The sequence below is a fragment of the Streptacidiphilus albus JL83 genome, assembly GCF_000744705.1.
Classification (GTDB): Bacteria; Actinomycetota; Actinomycetes; order Streptomycetales; family Streptomycetaceae; genus Streptacidiphilus; species Streptacidiphilus albus.
The window spans coordinates 3675508-3697544 of sequence record NZ_JQML01000001.1; the positions used below are offsets into that span (position 1 = coordinate 3675508).

General features: G+C 70.9%; 17 protein-coding genes. 10 read left to right on the plus strand and 7 right to left on the minus strand.

Features of this window, described 5'->3' with window-relative positions:
• The first annotated feature begins 62 nt into the window (after window positions 1-62).
• Window positions 63-617: a peroxiredoxin gene (locus BS75_RS15855; protein ID WP_034088698.1), complete on the plus strand. Its 555-nt coding sequence runs from the start codon at window positions 63-65 to the stop codon at window positions 615-617.
• Between the two features lie 4 nt (window positions 618-621).
• On the plus strand, window positions 622-1152 hold the full coding sequence (locus BS75_RS15860; RefSeq protein ID WP_034088699.1) for an alkyl hydroperoxide reductase: 531 nt from the start codon (window positions 622-624) through the stop codon (window positions 1150-1152).
• A gap of 69 nt (window positions 1153-1221) precedes the next feature.
• On the opposite strand, the gene BS75_RS15865 is transcribed toward BS75_RS15860, so the two are convergent.
• The 4 genes from BS75_RS15865 to BS75_RS15880 form a co-directional block, all read right to left on the minus strand.
• Window positions 1222-2568, minus strand: coding sequence for an AI-2E family transporter (locus BS75_RS15865; RefSeq protein WP_231607785.1), 1347 nt, complete (start codon window positions 2566-2568; stop codon window positions 1222-1224).
• Between the two features lie 292 nt (window positions 2569-2860).
• Window positions 2861-3541 carry an aggregation-promoting factor C-terminal-like domain-containing protein gene (locus BS75_RS15870; RefSeq protein ID WP_034088700.1) on the minus strand — a complete coding sequence of 227 codons (681 nt, stop codon included), beginning with the start codon at window positions 3539-3541 and terminating at the stop codon, window positions 2861-2863.
• A 522-nt stretch (window positions 3542-4063) separates the two neighbouring features.
• The gene (locus BS75_RS15875) at window positions 4064-5410 is read right to left on the minus strand and encodes a PhoH family protein (RefSeq protein WP_034088701.1); all 1347 of its coding nucleotides are present in this window, start codon (window positions 5408-5410) and stop codon (window positions 4064-4066) included.
• A 152-nt stretch (window positions 5411-5562) separates the two neighbouring features.
• A complete protein-coding gene (locus BS75_RS15880; protein WP_042438440.1) occupies window positions 5563-6354 on the minus strand; it encodes an isoprenyl transferase in 792 nt (263 codons plus the stop codon).
• Between the two features lie 151 nt (window positions 6355-6505).
• Here BS75_RS15880 and mgrA point away from each other — a divergent pair, with 151 nt between their 5' ends.
• Window positions 6506-7546 (plus strand): L-glyceraldehyde 3-phosphate reductase, encoded by a 1041-nt coding sequence (gene mgrA / locus BS75_RS15885; protein ID WP_034088702.1) that lies wholly within the window; start codon window positions 6506-6508, stop codon window positions 7544-7546.
• 212 nt (window positions 7547-7758) lie between these two features.
• A complete protein-coding gene (locus BS75_RS15890) occupies window positions 7759-9363 on the plus strand; it encodes a chitinase (protein ID WP_034088703.1) in 1605 nt (534 codons plus the stop codon).
• Window positions 9364-9438: 75 nt separating this feature from the next.
• On the opposite strand, the gene BS75_RS15895 is transcribed toward BS75_RS15890, so the two are convergent.
• Complete coding sequence (locus BS75_RS15895; protein WP_034088704.1) at window positions 9439-9837, minus strand: RidA family protein; 399 nt, start codon at window positions 9835-9837, stop codon at window positions 9439-9441.
• Window positions 9838-9947: 110 nt separating this feature from the next.
• Here BS75_RS15895 and BS75_RS15900 point away from each other — a divergent pair, with 110 nt between their 5' ends.
• Both BS75_RS15900 and BS75_RS15905 read left to right on the plus strand, forming a co-directional pair.
• On the plus strand, window positions 9948-11231 hold the full coding sequence (locus BS75_RS15900) for an alanine racemase (RefSeq protein WP_034088705.1): 1284 nt from the start codon (window positions 9948-9950) through the stop codon (window positions 11229-11231).
• Between the two features lie 13 nt (window positions 11232-11244).
• Entirely contained in the window at window positions 11245-12876 is a 1632-nt protein-coding gene (locus BS75_RS15905) for an N-acyl-D-amino-acid deacylase family protein (RefSeq protein ID WP_034088706.1), read from the plus strand.
• A 13-nt stretch (window positions 12877-12889) separates the two neighbouring features.
• On the opposite strand, the gene BS75_RS15910 is transcribed toward BS75_RS15905, so the two are convergent.
• Window positions 12890-14323 carry a cellulase family glycosylhydrolase gene (locus BS75_RS15910; protein ID WP_034088707.1) on the minus strand — a complete coding sequence of 478 codons (1434 nt, stop codon included), beginning with the start codon at window positions 14321-14323 and terminating at the stop codon, window positions 12890-12892.
• A gap of 172 nt (window positions 14324-14495) precedes the next feature.
• Here BS75_RS15910 and BS75_RS51480 point away from each other — a divergent pair, with 172 nt between their 5' ends.
• Complete coding sequence (locus tag BS75_RS51480; protein WP_052069450.1) at window positions 14496-15644, plus strand: hypothetical protein; 1149 nt, start codon at window positions 14496-14498, stop codon at window positions 15642-15644.
• 11 nt (window positions 15645-15655) lie between these two features.
• Window positions 15656-16870: a pyridoxal phosphate-dependent aminotransferase gene (locus tag BS75_RS15920; RefSeq protein WP_034088708.1), complete on the plus strand. Its 1215-nt coding sequence runs from the start codon at window positions 15656-15658 to the stop codon at window positions 16868-16870.
• A gap of 596 nt (window positions 16871-17466) precedes the next feature.
• Here the strand turns inward: BS75_RS15920 and BS75_RS15925 are convergent.
• Window positions 17467-19326 carry a phosphoenolpyruvate carboxykinase (GTP) gene (locus tag BS75_RS15925; protein WP_042438444.1) on the minus strand — a complete coding sequence of 620 codons (1860 nt, stop codon included), beginning with the start codon at window positions 19324-19326 and terminating at the stop codon, window positions 17467-17469.
• A gap of 258 nt (window positions 19327-19584) precedes the next feature.
• Between BS75_RS15925 and trhA the strand changes: the two genes are divergently transcribed.
• Together trhA and BS75_RS15935 are read left to right on the plus strand one after the other, a co-directional pair.
• Window positions 19585-20337: a PAQR family membrane homeostasis protein TrhA gene (trhA, locus tag BS75_RS15930; RefSeq protein ID WP_081982355.1), complete on the plus strand. Its 753-nt coding sequence runs from the start codon at window positions 19585-19587 to the stop codon at window positions 20335-20337.
• Window positions 20338-20469: 132 nt separating this feature from the next.
• Entirely contained in the window at window positions 20470-22035 is a 1566-nt protein-coding gene (locus BS75_RS15935) for an MFS transporter (RefSeq protein WP_081982356.1), read from the plus strand.
• Window positions 22036-22037: the final 2 nt, after the last annotated feature.

The following is a 22037-nucleotide window of genomic DNA, read 5'->3' on the forward strand; positions in this document are numbered from 1 at the left end:
GAGCCGGAGAACCCGCTGCAAGACGGACAAAAACCCTCACTCAGAGCCAAGGAGGAGCGAACGTGCTCACCATCGGTGACAAGTTCCCCGCGTACGACCTGAACGCCTGCGTCGACCTCGACGCGGACAAGGCCTTCGCCCGTGTCGACCACAAGTCCTACGAGGGCAAGTGGAAGATCGTCTTCTTCTGGCCGATGGACTTCACCTTCGTCTGTCCGACCGAGATCGCCGCCTTCGGCAAGCTCAACGAGGAGTTCGCGGACCGCGACGCGCAGGTCCTGGGCGTCTCCGGCGACTCCGAGTACGTGCACCACGCCTGGCGCAAGGACCACAAGGACCTCCGCGACCTGCCCTTCCCGATGCTCGCCGACGTCAAGCACGAGCTGATGCGGGACTGCGGCGTCGAGGGCGAGGACGGCACCGCCCAGCGCGCCGTCTTCATCGTGGACCCCAACAACGAGATCCAGTTCGTGATGGTGACCGCCGGTTCCGTCGGCCGCAACCCCAAGGAGGTCCTCCGGGTCCTCGACGCGCTGCAGACCGACGAGCTGTGCCCCTGCAACTGGACCAAGGGCGAGACCACGCTGGACCCGGTCGCCCTGCTCGCGGGCGAGTGACGCAATGGCTCTCGACGAACTGAAGGCCGCGCTCCCGGAGTACGCCAAGGACCTGAAGCTGAACCTGGGCTCGGTCATCGGCAACTCCGACCTGCCGGCCCAGCAGCTCTGGGGCACGGTGCTGGCCTGCGCGATAGCCTCGCGCAGCGAGCGGCTGCTGGCCGAGCTGGAGCCCCAGGCCAAGGCCGAACTGAGCGCGGAGGCCTACACCGCCGCCAAGTCCGCCGCCGCCATCATGGCGATGAACAACGTCTACTACCGCACCCTGCACCTGCTCTCCGACAAGGAGTACGGGACGCTGCGGGCCGGCCTGCGGATGAACGTCATCGGCAACCCGGGCGTGGACAAGGTCGACTACGAGCTCTGGTGCCTCGCGGTCTCGGCGATCAACGGCTGCGGCCAGTGCCTGGACTCGCACGAGCAGGTGCTGCGCAAGGCCGGCGTGGAGCGGGAGACCGTCCAGGCCGCGATCCGGATCGCCGCCGTGCTGCAGGCCGTGGGCGTGACGCTGGAGGCCGAGAGCCGGATCGGCTGACCCGCCGCCGCCTCGCCCCACCCGAAACACCCGCGCCCGGTACCACCGGAGGCCCCGCCCGCCGAGAGCTCAGCCCTCGGCGGGCGGGGCCTCCGCCGTACCCGGGGAGCCGGACGTCGTCTGCGCGGCGATCAGCGCGGCCCGCACGTTCTCGCCGGCCCGCTGCCTGGCCCTGAGGTAGCCGACGGTGGTGTTGGTCACCGCCACCAGCGGCACCGCCACGACCGCGCCGCCGATGCCGGCCACGATGGATCCGATGGTCACCGACAGCACCACCGCGATCGGGTGGACCCGGACCGCGCGGCCGAGGATCAGCGGCTGCAGCAGGTGGCCCTCGATCTGCTGCACCGCCAGCAGCACCACCAGCACCATCGCCGCCGTGAAGACGCTCTTGGTCACCAGCGCGATCAGCACCGCGATGGTCCCGGTGACCAGCGCGCCGACCAGCGGCACGAAGGCGCCGAGGAAGATCAGCACCGAGATCGGCGGCGCCAGCGGCACCCCGAGCAGGTAGATGCCGATGCCGATGGAGACCGAGTCGATGAAGGCCACCAGCACGGTGCCGCGCACGTAGGCGCTCAGCGTCGACCAGGCCCGGGGGCCGGCCCCGGCCATCGCCATCCGGGCGCCGGGCGGGAACAGCCGCAGGATCCAGCCCCAGATCCGCTCGCCGTCGTAGATCAGGAAGAAGGTGCAGAAGGCGGCCAGGAAGACCCCGGTGAGGATCTCGATCACCACGCCGACGGTGGAGAAGCCGAAGGAGGTGATCTGGTCGCTGTTGGTGCCGACCGCGTTCTGCAGCTGCTTGACGAACTCGTTGATCTGAGTGTCGGTCAGGTGCATCGGGCCGTGGGTGAGCCAGCCGTGGATCTGCGAGATGCCGGTCTGGACCTTGTCGGTCACCTCGCTGAGGTGGGTGTTGACCTGCCAGCCGACGAACCAGCCGACCAGGCCGATCCCGGCCAGGCCGCCGATGAACGTCAGCGCGGCGGCCAGCGCCCGGGGCAGCCCCAGGGCGGTGAGCCGGGACACCGTCGGCTGCAGCAGCGCGCTGATCAGCAGCGCGGCGATGAAGGCCAGCGCCACGATGTGAAGGGTCTGCACCACCAGGAAGAGGACGTAGAGGCCGACGCCAACGACCAGCAGCCGCCAGACCACCTCGGCGGCGACCTTCAGGCTCCAGGGCACGGCCTCGGTGGGGCTGGTCGGCAGGGCCGGATAGGACGGGCCGCCGTCGGCGGCGGCCGGGGCCGGCACGGGCAGCGGCGGCGGATCGTTGCGGTGCTCGGCGAGGTGGATCTCCTGCTCGGTCCGGCGCCGCCGTCGCTCCAGGCGCTCGGAGAGCTTCCGTGCGGCGGCCGCACCCCAGGCCACCATGCTCCCGCGCCCCTCGCTCGCGCGCTCCTCGCCGGACATCGCTACCCCGCCCCTTCGCCCCGCCGTGGATCTGCCTCCTGGAACGGTACCTGCTGGGAAGGAGCGGAACGGGACGGGTCACCCTCCGGGGCGCCGGAATATCGCCCGGATCGTCTGATTATCCGGTCTTTGTGACCGAAATGGGTTTAGCCCTCGCCGACCCGGGGGACGACACCGGGTGCGACCGCCCCGCACACAGCGGTCGTTCCGTGGGAGAAATAAGGAAGCCCCCGATCGGACAGGGATCGGGGGCTTCCACACGCTTCGGGGCTGCCGCTGCTGCGGTCGGGCCCTAGTAGGACCGGTTGACCTGCCAGTAGGCCCAGGCGCCGCACGGGCTGCCGTAGCGGTTGTCCATGTAGCTGACACCCCACCGTATCTGCGTGGCGGGGTTGGTCCGCCAGTCGGCGCCGGCCGAGGCCATCTTCGATCCGGGCAGTGCCTGGACCAGACCGTACGCCCCGGAGGAGGGGTTGGTCGCGGTGTAGTCCCAGCCGCTCTCGTGGGTGACGATGTTGCTGAAGCAGGAGAACTGGGTGGCGTTGCCTATGATCGACTCGGCCATGGCCTGGATCGAACCGGGCGCGTAGGTCTGCTGCAGGCTCGCCTCGGCGGCGGCGGCCTTCTGGGCGGCGGCCTGAGCCGCAGCGGCCTTGGCAGCCGCAGCCGCCTTCTCCGCGTCGGCCTTCGCCAGAGCGGTGTGGGCGGCGGCGAGACGCGCGGACTCGGCGGCTACCTTCTGCGCCGCGGCGGTGGCATCCGCCTGCTGCGCATCGGCCTGTCGCGCGATGTTGTCGCTGATCGTCTGCGCCTGGACACCCGAGGGGATGTCGGCAAGAAGAGTGCTGCCTGCGATGTCGGTGGTCTGAGCGGCCGGCTGCGTGCTGCCATGGGCAACACCGACCACGGCTCCGACGGCAGTGACGGCGGTGGCGGAGGCCACGGCCACACCCCGAACCGAGATCCGGTTCACACGGTTTCCTTCCAGCGTCGCCCGTGTGGTGACCGCACGGTCGAACCCTGCCCCTGACGCTGGCCTCCCCCTGCACTGGTCACGGGAGACGCGGGCCCGTACGCCCCGGTGGGAACGGGACGCTGGTCGATCTCGGGCGGCGTACGGCAGACAAGCCGTGTTCAGTTGTAGCAACTCGCACACACTGCCATCTCTCGATGACACGTCCACCCCTGGGGGTGCCCAATCACGCCGTACGCGGGGCCTGACAGAAACCACACCATGCCCGACCAAGACGCGTCGGCGCAATTCTCAGTTGCGTGGCGAAGCTCACATGCCGTACAGGCGCCAAAGATGTGCGATTGCCCTACTGAAACACCGCCAGAGTGGTTACGATCGGGCCAATTTGCCCGACTCCCACCGTCGCCGCTGCGACTTCTGAGGTGGTTTCAGCCGGATTGATCCGGACAAAAGCCTCCCGGCGCCGGGGACGACACTGCCGGTCCAGGCCGAACCAGGACCGGCAGTGCAGTGAACCCGGCGTCAGCCCGGAATGTCCTCCAGCATCTCGGTCACCAGGGCCGCGATCGCGGAACGCTCCGAGCGCGTCAGGGTGATGTGCGCGAACAGCGGATGCCCCTTCAGCTTCTCCACCACCGCGACCACCCCGTCGTAGCGCCCCACCCGCAGGTTGTCGCGCTGCGCCACGTCGTGGGTGAGCACGACCCGGGAGCCCTGGCCGATCCGGGACAGCACCGTCAGCAGGACGTTGCGTTCCAGCGACTGGGCCTCGTCCACGATCACGAAGGCGTCGTGCAGCGAGCGGCCGCGGATGTGGGTGAGCGGCAGGACCTCCAGCATCCCCCGGGCCAGGATCTCCTCGATCACGTCCGGGGTGGTCACCGACGAGAGGGTGTCGAAGACCGCCTGCGCCCAGGGCCCCATCTTGTCCGCCTCGGAGCCGGGCAGGTAGCCCAGCTCCTGGCCGCCGACCGCGTACAGCGGACGGAAGACCATCACCTTGCGGTGCTGCCGCCGCTCCAGCACGGACTCCAGGCCCGCACAGAGCGCCAGCGCGGACTTGCCGGTGCCGGCCCGGCCGCCCATCGAGATGATGCCGATGTCCGGGTCGAGCAGCAGATCCAGCGCGATCCGCTGCTCGGCGCTGCGCCCGCGGAGGCCGAAGACCTCCCGGTCGCCGCGGACCACCCGCACCCTGCCGTCCGGGGTCACCCGGCCCAGCGCCTTGCCGCGCTCGGAGGTCAGCACCAGGCCGGTGTGCACCGGCAGGTCCCGCGCCTCGGGGATGTCCACGCCGCCGGCCCCGTGCTCGGCCGCCGCCCCCCCGCCGAAGAGGGCGTCCACCTGCTCGCCGGAGACGGCGAGCTCCTGCATCCCGGTCCAGCCGGAGGTGATCGCGAGTTCGGCCCGGTACTCCTCGGCCAGCAGGCCGACCGAGCTGGCCTTCACCCTCATCGGCAGGTCCTTGGAGACGACGGTGACGTCGTACCCCTCGGCCTGGAGGTTGCGGGCCACCGCGAGGATGCGGCTGTCGCTGTCCCCGAGCCGGTAGCCGGCCGGGAGCACGGACGGGTCCGTGTGGTTCAGCTCGACCCTGATCGTGCCGCCCACCTCGCCCACCGGGATGGGGGCGTCGAGGCGGCCGTACCGCACCCGGTAGTCGTCGAGCAGGCGGAGCGCCTGCCGGGCGAAGTAGCCGAGTTCCGGATGGTGCCGCTTGGCTTCCAACTCGGTCACCACGACCACCGGGAGCACGACTTCGTGCTCCTCGAATCGGGTCATCGCGGCCGGGTCTGCCAGCAGCACGCTGGTGTCGAGGACGTACGTGCGCCGGTCGTGCAAACTCCGGCGGCTCTTGGAGCTGACCACAGGGCCTCCCGGGCGAATGACCTGCTGTCATCCGCGGCTCACCGATCCCTTGCGGCCCCGTTGGCCGAGGTCACGGTCTGCTCTGGGTATTCCCCTGCACCCCGGAACCCATGCCGGTCGAACCGAACTGACGCATCAGCGACACCAGGTGTTCAGCCGCCGAAGCGTCGCTGCCGGTTGGCGTAGTCGCGCAGCGCGCGGAGGAAGTCGACCTTGCGGAAGGCCGGCCAGTACGCCTCGCAGAAGTAGAACTCCGAGTGCGCGCTCTGCCAGAGCAGGAAGCCGGACAGCCGCTGCTCGCCGGAGGTCCGGATCACCAGGTCGGGGTCGGGCTGGCCACTGGTGTAGAGGTGTCGGGCGATGTGCTCGACGTCGATCATCTCGGCGAGCTCCTCCACCGAGGTGCCGAGGGCGGCCTGCTCCTGCAGCAGCTTGCGGACGGCTTCGGCGATCTCGTGCCGACCGCCGTAGCCGACGGCGACGTTGACGACTATGCCGGCCTTGTGCGCGGTCGCCTCGTCGGCCTCCTTGAGGACGGCGGCGGTGTGCGCGGGCAGCAGGTCGAGCGCCCCGACCGGGTGCACCCGCCAGCGGCCGTCGGCGACCAGGTCGCGGACCGCCTGCTCGATGATGCCGAGCAGCGGGACGACCTCCTCCTGCGGACGGCTGAGGTTGTCGGTGGAGAGCAGCCACAGGGTGACCACCTCGACGCCGACCTCCTCGCACCAGCCGAGGAAGTCTGGGATCTTGTCGGCGCCGGAGCGGTGGCCGTCGACGGTGGACATCCCGGCGGCCCGGGCCCAGCGGCGGTTGCCGTCGAGCATCACGCCGACGTGGCGGGGCACATTGGTACGGTCGAGGTGCGCTTCGACCCGGCGGCCGTAGAGGCCGTAGGTCAGCTGCCGGAGGACAGGTGTACGTCGGATAACCCTGCCGACATCCATGTGCGTGCGCCCCTCTGTTACTCCTCGCCCGGTGGGACACCCTACTCCGGCCTCATGAGGCGTACGGCCAAGGGATGGCCAGGCGTATTGTTCATCACACGTACAAATACATGGCCATCCACTGCCGTGCAGCGTGAGAGGTGTACCCCCGATGATCCCAGCTCCGTACCGGGCCGACGAGACCCGATACAACGGCTCGATGGCGTACCGGCGGACCGGTCGCAGTGGGCTGAAGCTGCCCGAGATCTCGCTCGGCCTGTGGCACAACTTCGGCGACGACAAGCCGCTGGAGACCCAGCGCGCCATCCTCCGCCGCGCCTTCGACCTGGGCGTCACCCACTTCGACCTGGCCAACAACTACGGACCGCCGTACGGCGCGGCCGAGGCCAACTTCGGCCGGCACCTGGCCGCCGACTTCCGTCCCTACCGGGACGAGCTGGTGATCTCCACCAAGGCCGGCTACGACATGTGGCCGGGCCCCTACGGCGAGTGGGGTTCGCGCAAGTACCTGACCGCGAGCCTGGACCAGTCGCTGCAGCGGATGGGCCTGGACTACGTCGACATCTTCTACTCGCACCGCTTCGACCCGGAGACCCCGCTGGAGGAGACGATGGGCGCGCTCGCGTCCGCCGTCCAGCAGGGCAAGGCGCTGTACGTCGGCATCTCCTCCTACAGTGCGGAGAACTCCCGGAAGGCCGCGGCGATCCTGCGCGAGCTGGGCGTCCCGCTGCTGATCCACCAGCCCTCCTACTCGATGCTGAACCGCTGGATCGAGGAGGACGGGCTGCTGGACGTACTGGAGCAGGAGGGCGCGGGCTGCATCGGCTTCGCACCGCTCGCCCAGGGCATGCTCACCGACCGCTACCTGCACGGCATCCCGGAGGGCTCGCGGGCCTCCCAGGGCAAGTCGCTGAACCCGGCGGAGCTCACCGAGCAGACCCTGTTCAAGCTGCGCGCGCTCAACGACATCGCGGCCGGGCGCGGCCAGACGCTGGCCCAGCTGGCGCTGACCTGGCTGCTGCGCGACCCGCGGATGACCTCGGCGCTGATCGGCGCCTCCTCGGTGGCGCAGCTGGAGGCCAATATCGCGGCCGTCCAGGGCGCCCCGCTGAGCGCGGAGGAACTGGTCGAGATCGACCGCTATGCGACGGACGCGGACATCAATATCTGGTCCACCTCCAGCGAGGCCTGAGAACTACTCCCCCAATACTCCGGTCTATACCTCTTACGGGCAGTTCAGTGGCGGATACACCGTCCTGAGCTGCCCGTTCTTTTGCACAACCCTGCCTTAACGGAGCCTTAAGTGGCTGCGCACACTCTTGACACCTTGATTGGTCTAGGCCAACTTGTGGGGCAAGCTTCATCCGCTGTCTTCCTCCCCTCCCCCCACATGAGGACAGATCCATGCCTTCTCCCCGCCGCACGACCGGTGTTGTCACCGCCTGTGCCACTGCCTTCGGCCTCGCCCTGACCGGGCTGGTCGCCTTCACCGGCGGCGCCGACGCCGCCACCACCAACCTGGTGGTCAACCCCAGTTTCGGCACCGGCACCCTCGCCAACTGGACCTGTGACGCCGGCACCGGCAGCGTCGTCAGCAGCCCCACCTACAACTCCAGCCCGTACGCCCTGGCCGCCGCCGCCACCAGCAGCGACGACGCCCAGTGTTCGCAGACCATCAGCGTCCAGCCCAACTCCTCGTACTCGCTGAGCTCCGAGGTCCAGGGCAGCTACGTCTACCTGGGCACCACCGGCGACGGCACCACCGACGTCTCCACCTGGTCCAGCAACAGCGCCTGGAACCAGCTGAGCACCTCCTTCACCACCGGCGCCTCCACCAAGAGCGTCACCATCTACCTGCACGGCTGGTACGGCCAGGGCACCTACTACGCGGACAACGTCACGCTCACCGGCCCGGCCGGCTCCAGCCCCAGCCCGTCCGCCTCGGTCTCCGCCAGCGCCTCGGCCTCCGCCTCCGCCTCCGCCTCCGCGTCCCCCAGCGCGTCGGCCTCGGCCTCGGCCAGCCCCAGCGCCTCCGCGAGTGCCTCCGCGAGTGCCTCCGCCTCGGCGTCGGCCAGCCCCTCGGCCTCGGCCAGCTCCACCCCGCCCAGCGGCGGCAACAAGCACTGGGTGACCGGCTACTGGCAGGACTTCGACAACGGCGCGACGGACCAGACCATCGCCGCCGTCAACCCGGCGTACAACATCATCGCCGTGGCCTTCGCCACCGCCGACTCGGCCGGCGACGGCGGGGTCACCTTCTCGCTCGACCCGACCCTGGTCAGCAAGCTCGGCGGCTACACCACCGCGCAGTTCGAGGCGGACATCGCCGCCAAGCACGCGGCCGGTGACAAGGTCGTGCTGTCGATCGGCGGCCAGGACGGCACCATCAGCATCGCCAGCTCCACCGCCGCGACCAACTTCGCCAACAGCGCCTACGCGCTGATGAAGCAGTACGGCTTCGACGGGGTCGACATCGACCTGGAGAACGGCCTCAACCCGACCTACATGACCCAGGCGCTGGACCAGCTGGCCGCCAAGGCGGGCTCCGGCTTCATCCTGACCATGGCCCCGCAGACCATCGACATGCTCAGCGCCGGCTCGGACTACCTGGCCACCGCGCTGGACGTGAAGTCCATCCTGACCATCGTCAACACCCAGTACTACAACTCGGGTTCGATGAACGGCTGTGACGGCGGCGTCTACTCCGAGGGCTCCGTCGACTTCATCACCTCGCTGGCCTGCACCGCGATCGAGGCCGGGCTGAGCCCGAGCCAGGTCGGCATCGGCGTCCCGGCCTCGGCCAGCGCCGCCGGCAGCGGCTACGTCGCCCCGAGCGTCGTCGAGAACGCCCTGAACTGCCTGGCCAAGGGCACCAACTGCGGCACCTTCAAGCCGACCACCCTGTGGCCGAGCATCGGTGGCGTGATGACCTGGTCGACCGCCTGGGACGCCAGCAACGGCAACCAGTTCGCGCTGAACGAGGGCGCCTTCGTCCACGCCATGCCGTAACACCCCTCCCCGCACGACCCGCCGCCCGCCGGGTGCCTTCCAGCACCCGGCGGGCGGCGGCGTTCCGGGCCCGGCTCAGGAACCGACGACCGCCAGCGCGTCGATCTCCACCAGCAGCCCGGCCGGCAGCCCGACGTAGATGGTGGTCCGGGCCGGGAAGTCGCCCTCCGGCAGGGCCTTGGCGAACCAGTCGTCGTAGGCCGCGTTCAGCTCGGCGAAGTGCGCGGTGTCGGTGAGGTAGACCCGGGTCATGATGACGTCGCCCCAGCCCGAACCGCCGGCCTCCAGCACCGCCTGGACGTTGCGCAGGGTCTGGTCGATCTGCTCGCGCAGGCCGGGGCCGACCGGGACGCCGGTCGCCGGGTCGAAGCCGACCTGCCCGGCGACCTGCAGCAGACCGCCCTTGGCGGAGCCCTGGGAGAAACTGGCGATCGGGGTCGGGGCCTGGTCGGTGCGGACGGTGGTCTTGCTCATGGGTCGACTCCTCGACGACGTGCCGGGACGATGTGCCGGGCTGTACGGACGAACTCCTGTGCGGCAGGATATGCAATCACTGTTGCACCACGCGCAATCCCGGGAGCGTCATGGACACCGCCGCCCTCCAGCAGCTCGGCAGCACCATCGTCGACTGGCACTTCAAGGGCCTGCCGGCGGCCCGGGAGGGACGCACCGTCGCCGAACTGACCGAGGCCCGGCTGAACCTCTTCGAGGACGGCTTCTCCACCCCGCTGCTGACTCTGGACGCCGACGCCGTCCGGCACAACCTCGCGCTGATGGCCCGCTGGACCGCCGAGCACGACCTGGCCTTCGCCCCGCACGGCAAGACCCCGCTGGCGCCCCAGCTCTACCGCCGCCAGCTCGACCTCGGCGCCTGGGGCATCACCGCCGCCGTCCCCTCCCACCTGCGGATGTACCGGGCCTTCGGGGTCGAGCGGGTGTTCTTCGCCAATGAGCTGGTCGACCCCGCCGCCCTGGCCTGGCTGGCCGCCGAGCTCGACGCCCACCCCGAGTTCCGCTTCGCCTGCTACGTCGACTCCGCGCGCGGGGTCGAGCTGATGGAGCAGGCCCTGACCGCGGCCGGCGGCCGGCGGCCGGTCGACGTGGTGGTCGAGCTCGGCGCGCAGGGCGCGCGCACCGGCGTGCGCGGCATCGAACAGGCCGTCGCCCTCGCCGGGGCGGTCCGGGCGAGCAGCAGGCTGCGGCTGGTCGGCGTGGCCGGCTACGAGGGCACGATCGCCCACCCCGAGGACGACCGCAGCGCGGTCGCCGGCTTCCTGGCCGACCTGGTCGCCCTGGCGCACCGGCTCGACGCCGACGGCGGCTTCGCCGACACCGACGAGATCATCGTCAGCGCCGGCGGGAGCGAGCACTTCGACCTGGTCGCCGCCGCGTTCACGGCCGACGCGCTGAAGCTCGGCAGCCCGGTGCTGCGGCTGCTGCGCAGCGGCGCCTACGTCACCCACGACCACCTCCACTACACCGAGATCACCCCGCTGCGGTCGGCCGACCCGGCCGAGCGGTTCCGGCCCGCGCTCCGGTTGTGGGCGCAGGTGGTCTCCCGGCCCGAGCCGGGCCTCGCCCTGCTCAACGCCGGCAAGCGCGACCTGCCCTACGACCTGGGGCTGCCGCTGCCGCTGCTGGTCCGCCCGGCCGACGGCGGCGCGCAGCGGGAGGCCGCCGGACTGACCGTCACCGCCCTCGCCGACCAGCACGCCTTCGTCCGGGTGGCCCCGGACGCCGAGCTCGCGGTCGGCGACCTGGTCGGGCTCGGCCTCTCCCACCCCTGCACCAGCTTCGAGAAGTGGCAGCTGATCCCGGAGGTCGAGGCCGACGGCACGGTCACCGACTACATCCGCACCTTCTTCTGATGGCGACCCCCTGATGGCGACCTTGCCCGACCTGGTCCTGCGCGGCGCGCTGGTCGTCGACGGCGGCGGCGGCGAGCCCTACCGGGCGGACGTCCGCACCTCAGCGGGCCGGATCGCCGCGATCCACCGCGAGGGCGACCCGGGCGTGCGCCCCGGCGCGGCCCGGGTGGTGGACGCCGACGGGCTGGCGCTCGCGCCGGGCTTCATCGACATGCACGCCCACTCCGACCTGGCGCTGCTCACCGACCCGGCGCACGAGGCCAAGGCCGCCCAGGGCGTCACCCTGGAGGTGCTCGGCCAGGACGGGCTCTCCTACGCCCCCGTCGACGACCGCACCCTGCCCGGGCTGCGCCGCCAGCTGGCGGGCTGGAACGGCGAACCCGAGGGGCTGGACTGGTCCTGGCGCACTGTCGGCGAGTACCTGGACCGACTGGACGCCGGTCCCGACGGCCACGACGGCATGGCCGTCAACGCCGCCTACCTGGTCCCGCACGGCACCCTCCGGGCGCTGGTGACCGGCTGGGAGGACCGTCCGGCCACCCCCGCCGAGCTGCTGCGGATGCGGGAGCTGCTGGCCCAGGGGCTGGCCGAGGGCGCGCTGGGGATGTCCGCCGGACTCACCTACTCCCCCGGCATGTACGCCGGGACCGAGGAGCTGGTGGAGCTGTGCCGGGTGGTGGCCGGGGCCGGGGGCTACTTCTGCCCGCACCACCGCTCCTACGGCGCCCGTGCGCTGGAGGCCTACGCCGAGATGGTCGAGGTGGCCCGGCGCTCCGGCTGCGCCCTGCACCTGGCCCACGCGACCATGAACTTCGCGGTGAACCGGGGCCGGGGCGGCGAGCTGACGGCGCTGCTGGACGCCGCCGCCGACGTCGACCTGAGCCTGGACAGCTACCCCTACCTGCCAGGCTCGACCACCCTGGCGGCGCTGCTGCCCGGCTGGGCGGCGGCCGGCGGCCCGCAGCAGACCCTGCGCCGACTGGCCGATCCGGCGGCACTGGCCACGATCCGGCAGGCGCTGGAGGTCCAGGGCTCGGACGGCTGCCACGGCGTGGTCGCCGACTGGACCACGGTGCAGATCAGCGGGGTGCGCACGGCCTCGCTGCGGTACGCCGTCGGTCTGACGGTGGCCCAGCTCGCCGAGCGCGACCGGCAGTCCGGCTTCGACGCCTTCGTCCGGCTGCTGACCGAGGACGCCCTGGGCACCACCATCCTCCAGCACGTCGGGCACGAGGAGAACGTCCGCACGATCATGCGCCACCCGGCGCACACCGGCGGCAGCGACGGGCTGCTCACCGGCGACCGGCCGCACCCCCGGGCTTACGGCACCTTTCCGCGCTACCTCGGCCACTACGTCCGGGAGGAGGGCGTGCTCGGGCTGGCCGAGTGCGTCGAGCACCTCAGCGCCCGGCCGGCCCGGCGGCTGCGGCTGCCGGACCGGGGTCTGGTCCGCCAGGGCTACCGGGCCGACCTGGTGCTCTTCGACCCGGCCGGCGTCGCCGCCGGGTCGACCTACGAGCAGCCCAGGACGCTCCCGCTGGGCATCCCCTACGTACTGGTGGGCGGCGTCCCGGTGATCGACGACCACCGCCGCACCGACGCCACCCCCGGACGGACGGTCCGGGGCGGCGCAGCGGCCCGGTAGCGGCGGCCGGGGATCAGGAATTCGGCGTGACGTCCAGGACGTGGGTGCCGCCCGGCAGCTTGGGCACGGTGATCGACAGGACGTCGGTGGCCGGGTCCCAGTGGCTGGTGTACGGGCCGTTGATGTTGATCTGCCCGCCGTCCGGGAAGTCCGAGGGCGGCAGGTAGAGGTCGGTCGAGCCGGTCACCCCGGGCAGGTCCGTCCACTGCACGTTCAGGTCGAGCGTCGACTTGTCGTAGCTGAAGGCCACCGGTTGCCCGGCGATGGCCCGCGGATAGGCGGTGGCGATGACGTCGTTCAGCGGCCCGGGCTTGCCGTCGGCGGTCCAGACCCCGCCGAGGTCGCCCGGGTCGTTCGACCAGTAGGCCTCGCCGATCATCAGCTGGTTCAGCAGTCCCTGGACGTAGTCGACGTAGAGGTGGGCGTAGCCGTCGTCGGCGTTGGCCGACCAGGAGCCCAGCAGGATCGGCGCGTCCAGCCGCTCGGCGGTGCGCTGGACCTGGATCGCCCAGGAGGCCAGCTCGCGCTGGGTCAGGAAGACATTGCTGTTGGAGTAGCTGCCGCCGCTGTCCAGCGGCTCCGGGTACAGCTGCGGGGCGTAGCCGATCATGGCCGGTCCGGTGCGCGGGTCGTTCAGCTTCGGCAGCGCGCTGGGCAGTCCCCGGTCGGTGGAGACCGCCTCGGGCTCGACGAACAGCCAGTGGCTGCTGTCGACGGTCCGGATCGCGTCGATGGCCTTCTGGTAGAAGGTCGCCAGCGGCCCCGTCTCGAACGCCGGGCCCTCGATCGAGCCGCCCCAGGGCTGGCTCATCAGGTCGTAGCCGATGACCGCCCGGTTCTTGGCGAAGTAGCCGGCCACCCTGGTCCAGGCCGCGATGTACTGCTGCTGGAGCTGCGGATCGTCCGAGCGGGTGCCCCAGAACTCGTCGTAGGCGTGGACCACCCCGGGCTGGACGTAGGTCAGCTCCCACGGACTCTGCACCTGGGCCGGGAGCCCTCCGCTGTCCGTCGCCCAGGCCGGCGCCCCGCTGCCGCCGAGGGCCGGGCCGTAGAGGTCCTGCTCCATGTCCAGCAGCACGTGGTAACCGGCCGCCTGGTACCAGGCGACGCGCTTGGCGACATTCGCGAGATAGGCCTCGTCGAAGACTCCGGGCTCGGGCTCGACCTGCTGCCACTGGATCAGATAGCGCACGAAGTCCGTGCCCAGTGTGCTGCTCTCATTCGCGACATCGGCCTGGGTCAGCTTGGGCATGCCGTCGGCCGAGGTCAGCGACGAGGCGGAGGTGTCCAACCCGTAGAGGATCAGTGCCCGGCCCTGTGCGTCGGTTATGAACCGCTCATGCCAGGGACCTTTCCCCGAAGGTGACGGTCCGACGGCCGCCAGCAGCGCTGCCGCACAGGCGATCACCACCAGTCCGACCAGCCAACGCCGTACCCGTTCCGCCATGCCACCCCGCCCAACGCGCCTACTGCACACAGTGCTTATTCGGCTGATAGTAGATCGTTCGGATCAAGCCGCCCACCCCGCCAATGTCCGGATTCTGTACCAGCGTCAGAACCGGTGCATAAACTCATGAGTCCGGTGTCCAGTCGCATCGATCGCCCATTAGAGTCCGCTCATGGCCATGATCGAGCAGCTTTCACCGCGCCTTCGCGCGGCCCTCACCCGCCGCGCCATACCCTACGCGGGCGGCGGAGCGACCCTGCTGGTGGTACTGCTGTTCGGATTCAGCCCACTCTGGCTCCATCTCACCACCACCTACGGATACCTGCTCATACCCGGCGCGATCGGGGTGCCGGCGCTGCTGCCGGGGCTGCGGCTGTCGCCGCTCGGCGGGGAGACCGGAACCATGCTGCTGTGCGAGGACTTCGCCGCGCTGCTGATGGTGCTGATCGTGGCCGCGGTCCTCGGGCGCCATGTCCGGACCTACCCCAACTCCGGCCGGGGGCACCGGCTGCTGGTCGGCTGGGGGGCGCTGGTCCTGGCCGGATCGGCCGCCGGCTTCTTCCGGGGCCTGGTCGTGGCCAGGATGGTGGCCGGCGGGCCGCTGAGCTACTTCGGCTACCCGGCGCTCGGCGCGTTCTGCGGCGCGGCCTGGTCGATGGCGCTCGGCTGGATCCCCGGCCTGGCCGCCCTCTTCGCCGTGGACGCCCGGCCGGCCCTGGCCCGGGCGGCGGACCGGACTCCGGCCCTGGTCGGCGCGGTGCACGGGCGGCTGCTGCAGCCGGCGCTGGTGGCGGTCCGGCGCCAGGTCCGGCGGGCGGTGGACGCGTTGGAGGAGCACCACCGCGAGGGCGACGCGGCCTGGCCCGGCCGTGCCGACAGCACCGCTCACACCGACAGCGCCTTCCACACCGACAGCGCCGTCCGCACCGACGGCATCGCACGCACCGACAGCCCCGTTCGCACTGGTGGCACCGCCCGCAGCACCCGCACCGCCCACCCCACCCGCCCCAGCAAGGGGCGGACGAAGGGCGACTGGCAGGACCGCGCCATCTGGGCCGCCGGGCTGGCCGCCGACTTCGGCCAGTCCCTGCTGAACCGCGTCCGGCCGTGGCTGGCGACGGCGGCGACGGCGGTCGCGGCGTTCACCCGCAAGGCCGCCTCCCGGGGAACCAAGGAGTGGACCCGTGCCGTCAAGGAGGGCAAGGGCCTGCGCGACCGCCTGCGGAAGCGCCGCTCGGGCGGCTCCGCCCAGCGGACGGCCCCGGTCGCACGTGACGCGCGTGGCGAAAAACACCAGGCGACTCGGATGACGACCCCGTAGAGTAACGGGGCATGCAGGTGACCCAGTCCAGCAAGCTCGCCAATGTCTGCTACGACATCCGCGGTCCGATCCTCGACGAAGCCATGCGGCTGGAGGAACAGGGCCACCGGATCCTCAAGTTGAACACCGGTAACCCGGCACCCTTCGGCTTCGAGGCACCGCCGGAGATCCTGCAGGACATCCTCCGCAACCTCGCCACCGCCCACGGCTACGGCGACTCCAAGGGTCTTCTCTCCGCCCGCCGCGCGGTGGTGATGCACTACGAGGAGCGCGGGCTGACGGAGCTCAGCGTGGACGACGTCTTCATCGGCAACGGCGTGTCCGAGCTGATCCAGATGGCGATGCAGGCGCTGCTGGACGACGGCGACGAGATCCTGGTCCCGGCCCCGGACTACCCGCTGTGGACCGCCTCGGTGAGCCTGGCCGGCGGCACCGCCGTGCACTACCGCTGCGACGAGCAGGCGGACTGGTTCCCCGACCTGGCCGACATCGAGGCCAAGGTCACCGACCGGACCCGCGGCATCGTGGTGATCAACCCCAACAACCCGACCGGGGCCGTCTACTCGGACGAGCTGCTCCAGGGGATCGCCGAGATCGCCCGCCGGCACAACCTGATCATCTACTCGGACGAGATCTACGACAAGATCCTCTACGACGACGCGACCCACACCTCCACCGCGCTGTTCGCCCCCGACCTGCTCTGCCTCACCTTCAACGGCCTGTCCAAGGCCTACCGGGTGGCCGGCTTCCGCTCCGGCTGGATGGTCATCTCCGGCCCCCGCGAGCATGCCCGCAGCTACCTGGAGGGCCTGGGCGTCCTCGCCAGCATGCGGCTGTGCGCCAATATGCCGGCCCAGCACGCCATCGCCGCCGCACTCGGCGGGCGTCAGTCGATCAAGGACCTGATCCTCCCCGGCGGACGCCTGGCCGAGCAGCGCGACGTCGCCTGGAAGCTGCTCAACGAGATCCCCGGCGTCTCCTGCGTGAAGCCGCGCGGCGCGCTCTACGCCTTCCCGAAGCTCGACCCCAAGGTCTACCGGATCAAGGACGACGCCCAGCTGGTGCTCGACCTGCTCAAGCAGGAGCACATCTACGTGGTCCAGGGCACCGGCTTCAACTGGCCCGATCCGGACCACTTCCGGCTGGTCACCCTGCCCCGCGCGGAGGACCTGACGGACGCGGTGACCCGCATCGGCACCTTCCTGGAGAGCTACTCGCAGCCGTAGCCGTCGTATTCGCCCCTGCCCGGGCAGGGAATTAGACAGAGTCCAAGTTAGGATGGAGTTCACAGTCCATCCCGGCTCTTGTCTCCCGGGTTCCTGCCAGTGCAGAGGGCGAGATGTACGAACAGCCCAAGATCGCAGTACCGGCGCAGCGTCGATCCAGTCCGCGCGTCCACAACAGCAGTGCGCACGACAGCAGCGTCCGCGAGGCCGCCGGCGCTCCACTGGCCGGCCACCTCGTGGCGCTGATGACAGCCACCGAGGCAGTGCGCGAGGCGACCGGGGAGCCGGCCGCCCGGGCCGAGCTCGACCGGGCCCTGGAGCAGCTCGCGCTGCGACTGGGCGAGCTGGAGCCGACCGGCGGCCCGGTCGTCCCCGCCGCGGGCGCGCCGGGCGGCCGGGCCACACCCGCGCCGTCCGCTCGGCCGGCTCGCTGGCCGGGGCGCACGAGCACGCCCACGCCCTCGCCGGGCGGGTGCTGCTGGTGGCGGCGGCCCGTCAGGACACCGCCACCGCCATGCTGGCGTGCCGCCGCATGGATGCCCATGCGGCGGCACGATCAGCGGCTGCCGGGCCGAGAACGCCCGGCACCTGAGGACTCAGCCGAGGCGCTCGACCAGGCTGCGGTACTCGTCCCACAGCTCCTTCGGCGCGTGCTCGCCGAACAGGTCCAGGTGGGCGGGGATCAGGGCGGCCTCCTGGCGCCAGATCTCCGGGTCCACGCTCAGCAGCAGCTCCAGGTCGGCGTCGCTGATGTCGAGCCCGTCCAGGTCCAGCGCCGCACGGGTGGGCAGCACGCCGATGGGCGTGGTGACGCCCTCGGCCCCGCCCTGCAGCCGCTCCACGATCCACTTCAGCACCCGGCTGTTCTCACCGAAGCCCGGCCAGACGAACTTGCCGTCGGCGTTCTTGCGGAACCAGTTGACGTAGTAGATCTTCGGCAGCTTGGCGGCGTCGGCCTGCTGGCCGAGCTTCACCCAGTGGGCGAAGTAGTCGCCCATGTTGTAGCCGCAGAACGGCAGCATCGCGAACGGGTCGCGGCGCAGCTCGCCCACGGTGCCCTCGGCCGCCGCGGTCTTCTCGCTGGCGACGTTGGCGCCGAGGAAGACGCCGTGCTGCCAGTCGAAGGACTCGGTGACCAGCGGGACCGCGCTGGCGCGGCGGCCGCCGAAGAGGATGGCCGAGATCGGCACCCCGGCCGGGTCCTCCCACTCGGGGGCGATGGTCGGGCACTGCGAGGCGGGCACGGTGAAGCGGGCGTTCGGGTGCGCCGCGGGCGTCCCGGACGCGGGCGTCCAGTCGTTGCCGCGCCAGTCGGTCAGGTGGGCCGGGGGCTCCTCGGTGAGGCCCTCCCACCAGACGTCGCCGTCGTCGGTCAGGGCCACGTTGGTGAAGACCGTGTTGCCCCACATCGACGCGATGGCGTTGGCGTTGGTGTCGGCGCCGGTGCCGGGGGCGACCCCGAAGAAGCCGAACTCCGGGTTGATGGCGTAGAGCCGGCCGTCCGCGCCGAAGCGCATCCAGGCGATGTCGTCGCCGATCGTCTCGACCTTCCAGCCCGGGATCGTGGGCTGGAGCATCGCCAGGTTGGTCTTGCCGCAGGCGCTGGGGAAGGCCGCGGTGACGTACACCGGCTCCGCCCGGCCGGCCCCGCCCTGCGGCGGGGTCAGCTTGAGGATCAGCATGTGCTCGGCGAGCCAGCCCTCGTCACGGGCCATGGTGGAGGCGATGCGCAGGGCGTAGCACTTCTTGCCGAGCAGCGCGTTGCCGCCGTAGCCGGAGCCGTAGGACCAGATCTCCCGGGTCTCCGGGAAGTGGGAGATGTACTTGGTGTCGTTGCACGGCCAGGGGACGTCCGCCTCGCCCTCGGCCAGCGGCGCGCCCAGGGTGTGCACGGCCTTGACGAAGTCGCCGTCCTCACCGAGGAAGTCCAGCACCGCCTGGCCCATTCGGGTCATGGTGCGCATGGAGACGGCCACGTACGCGGAGTCGGTGATCTCGACGCCGCACGCGGCGAGAGGCGACCCGACCGGGCCCATGCTGAACGGGACGACGTACATGGTGCGACCGCGCATCGAGCCGGCGAGGAGTCCGGCGCCTTCGCCGCCCGCGCCGCCGCCGACGAAGATCTCCCGCATCTCGGCGGGAGCCTTCCAGTGGTTGGTCGGTCCCGCGTCCTGCTCCCGCTCGGAGCAGATGAACGTACGGTCCTCGACGCGGGCGACATCGCTCGGGTCGGAGGCCGCGTAGTAGGAGTTGGGACGCTTCTCGGGGTTCAGCTTGCGGAACGTTCCCTTGTCGACCAGGAGTTCACACAGGCGCTGGTACTCGGCTTCCGAGCCGTCGCACCACTCGATCCGATCCGGCTGGGTGAGCTCTGCGATCTCCTGGACCCAGGTCAGCAGCCGCTTGTGCGGCGTGGGCGCAGGAGTGGTCAGGGCAGAGTTCTCGTACGGCACGATCGCTCCGTTTCACGCCGAATCGTCCTTGATCCGGCGGCGGGGTTGAGGGTCCTCGCAGCCTAACGCCGATATCTGTAAACCGACATACTGCCCCTCTGCATGTGGTAGTGACCCAGAGCACACATTCCGGTGACAGCGGCCTGACTTGTCCGGAAATACCTGGTCGGAGCAGGTTCGATTCAGGGGGGCGCACGTGACTATTCACACGCGGGACACACCATCTACTGACAGGTAACCTACGGTTCCGTAGGTACGATGGCGGCAACGACCGCCGAGGAGGCCGCCTTGCCCGTCCCCGACACCGGCTCCAGCGCGAGCAGCGCCGACGCCGCCAGTGCTGCTGCGGTCGGCTCCGCCACCGCCCTCCCGCCCGCCAAGCCCAAGCTGCGCGGCTGGCTGCATGCCGGCATGTTCCCGGCCTCCGTCGCCGCCGGGATCGTCCTCATCTGCCTGGCCAACTCGACCGAGGCGCGGATCGCCTGCGCGGTCTACTCGGCCTCGGCCTGGATGCTGTTCGGCATCAGCGCGGTCTACCACCGCTTCACCTGGGGTCCGCGCGGCGAGGCGATCCTGCGGCGGCTGGACCACAGCAACATCTTCCTGATCATCGCCGGCAGCTACACACCGTTCACCATCCTGCTGCTGCACGGCAGCGGACAGCGGCTGCTGCTGTGGCTGGTCTGGGCCGGCGCACTGGCCGGCATCGCCTTCCGGGTCTTCTGGGTCGGCGCGCCGCGCTGGCTCTACACCCCCTGCTACCTCGCCCTGGGCTGGGCGGCGGTGTTCTTCCTGCCGGACTTCCTGCGGACCGGCGGCGTCGCCGTGGTCGTGCTGCTGGTGGTCGGCGGCCTGCTCTACAGCGCCGGCGGCGTGATCTACGGCCTGAAGCGGCCGAACCCCTCGCCGCGCTGGTTCGGCTTCCACGAGGTCTTCCACCTGTGCACCCTGGCGGCGTTCATCGTCCAGTACGTCGGCGTCTCGATCATCGCGTACACCGCCATCGCCTGAGCCCGGCCCGCCGAGCCCGCCCTCCACGCGCGCCCCCTCCCGATTCCGGGAGGGGGCGCTTTTTGTTGTTGACAGTCACAGCCAAATGGTAGTTACTGTCATTAGACAGAAACTACCGAACCGGGGGGCATCATGAACTCGCCGAACGCACCCGCCGCAGCCACGGCCTCCACCGCGGCCGGCCAGGCCGTCGACCCCGCACCGCCGCCGTCCGCCCGCCGCTGGTGGGCGCTGGGGGCACTCGGGCTCAGCGTCCTGGTGCTCGGCTTCGACGGCACCATCCTGAATGTCGCGCTGCCCGACATGTCCGTCGAACTGCACGCCGGCACCAGCCAGTTGCAGTGGATAGTGGACGCCTACCTGGTCGTCTTCGCGGCCGCCATGCTCCCGGCCGGACTGCTCGGCGACCGCTTCGGCCGACGGCGGCTGCTCATCGCCGGACTGACCCTCTTCGGCGCGGCCTCGCTGGTCGGCACCCTCACCGACTCCGCCAACACCCTGATCGCCGTCCGCACGGTGATGGGCCTCGGCGGGGCGTTCATCATGCCGCTCGGGATGTCGATCATCCCCAGCCTCTTCCCGGCCGGCGAGCGAGCCAGGGCCGTCGCCGTGATGACCGCCGGGATGGCCGTCGGCATGCCGCTCGGACCGATACTGGGCGGCCTGCTGCTCAGCCACTTCTGGTGGGGCTCGATCTTCCTGATCAATGTCCCGCTGATCGTCATCAGCATCATCGCCTGCCTGGTCCTGGTCCCCGAGTCGCGCAATCCGGCCGTCCCCCGGGTGGACCTGCTCAGCGCCGTGCTCGGGGTCGGCGGCCTCGCCGCGCTCACCTTCGGCATCATCCAGGGGCCCACGGACGGCTGGGGCAGCCCGCTGGTCGTGGGCGTCCTGGTGGCCTCGGTGCTGCTGCTGGCCGGCCTGGTGCTGCGCGAACGCACCCAGTCGGACCCGATGCTGGACTTCCGACTGCTGCGCGACCCGGTCTACCGGTGGAACACCCTCGCCACCGTGCTGGTCTCGTTCGTGCTGATGGGCGCCCTGTTCGTGCTCCCGCAGTACCTCCAGTCGGTGCTGGGGAACAGCGCCCTGGGCACCGGGGTGCGGCTGATGCCGCTGATGGCCGGGCTGCTGGTGGCCGCCAGGCTGGCCGAGCGGCTGGTCGCCAGGATCGCCGTGCGCGGGGTGGTCAGCGCCGGACTGCTGCTGGTCTCCGTCGCCATGTTCCTGGGCAGCCGCACCACCGTCGGCGACGGCTACGGCTGGACCGCGCTGTGGCTGAGCGTGCTCGGCCTCGGCATGGGCTTCGCCATGGTCCCGGCGATGGGTGCGGCCATGGCCGTGCTGCCGGAGGACCGGGCCGGCGTGGGCTCCGGACTGCTGCAGACCCTCCGCCAGTGCGCCGGCGCCATCGGTGTCGCCCTGCTCGGCAGCATGCTGCTGGGGATCTACACCGGACGGCTCGACACCACCGGGCTGCCGTCCGCCGCCGCCCACACCGCACGGGGCTCGGTCTCCGCCGCCCAGGCCGTGTCCGTCCGGCTGCACGACGGCGCGCTGGCGGTCTCCGCCCACGGCGCCTTCGTCCACGGGATGAACGCCGTGCTGCTGGTCTGCGGCATCGCCGCCGCGCTGTCGGCGCTGCTGATAGCCCTCCGGATGCCCGGGGCCCTCGCGTCCGACACCGACCGTCCGTGACA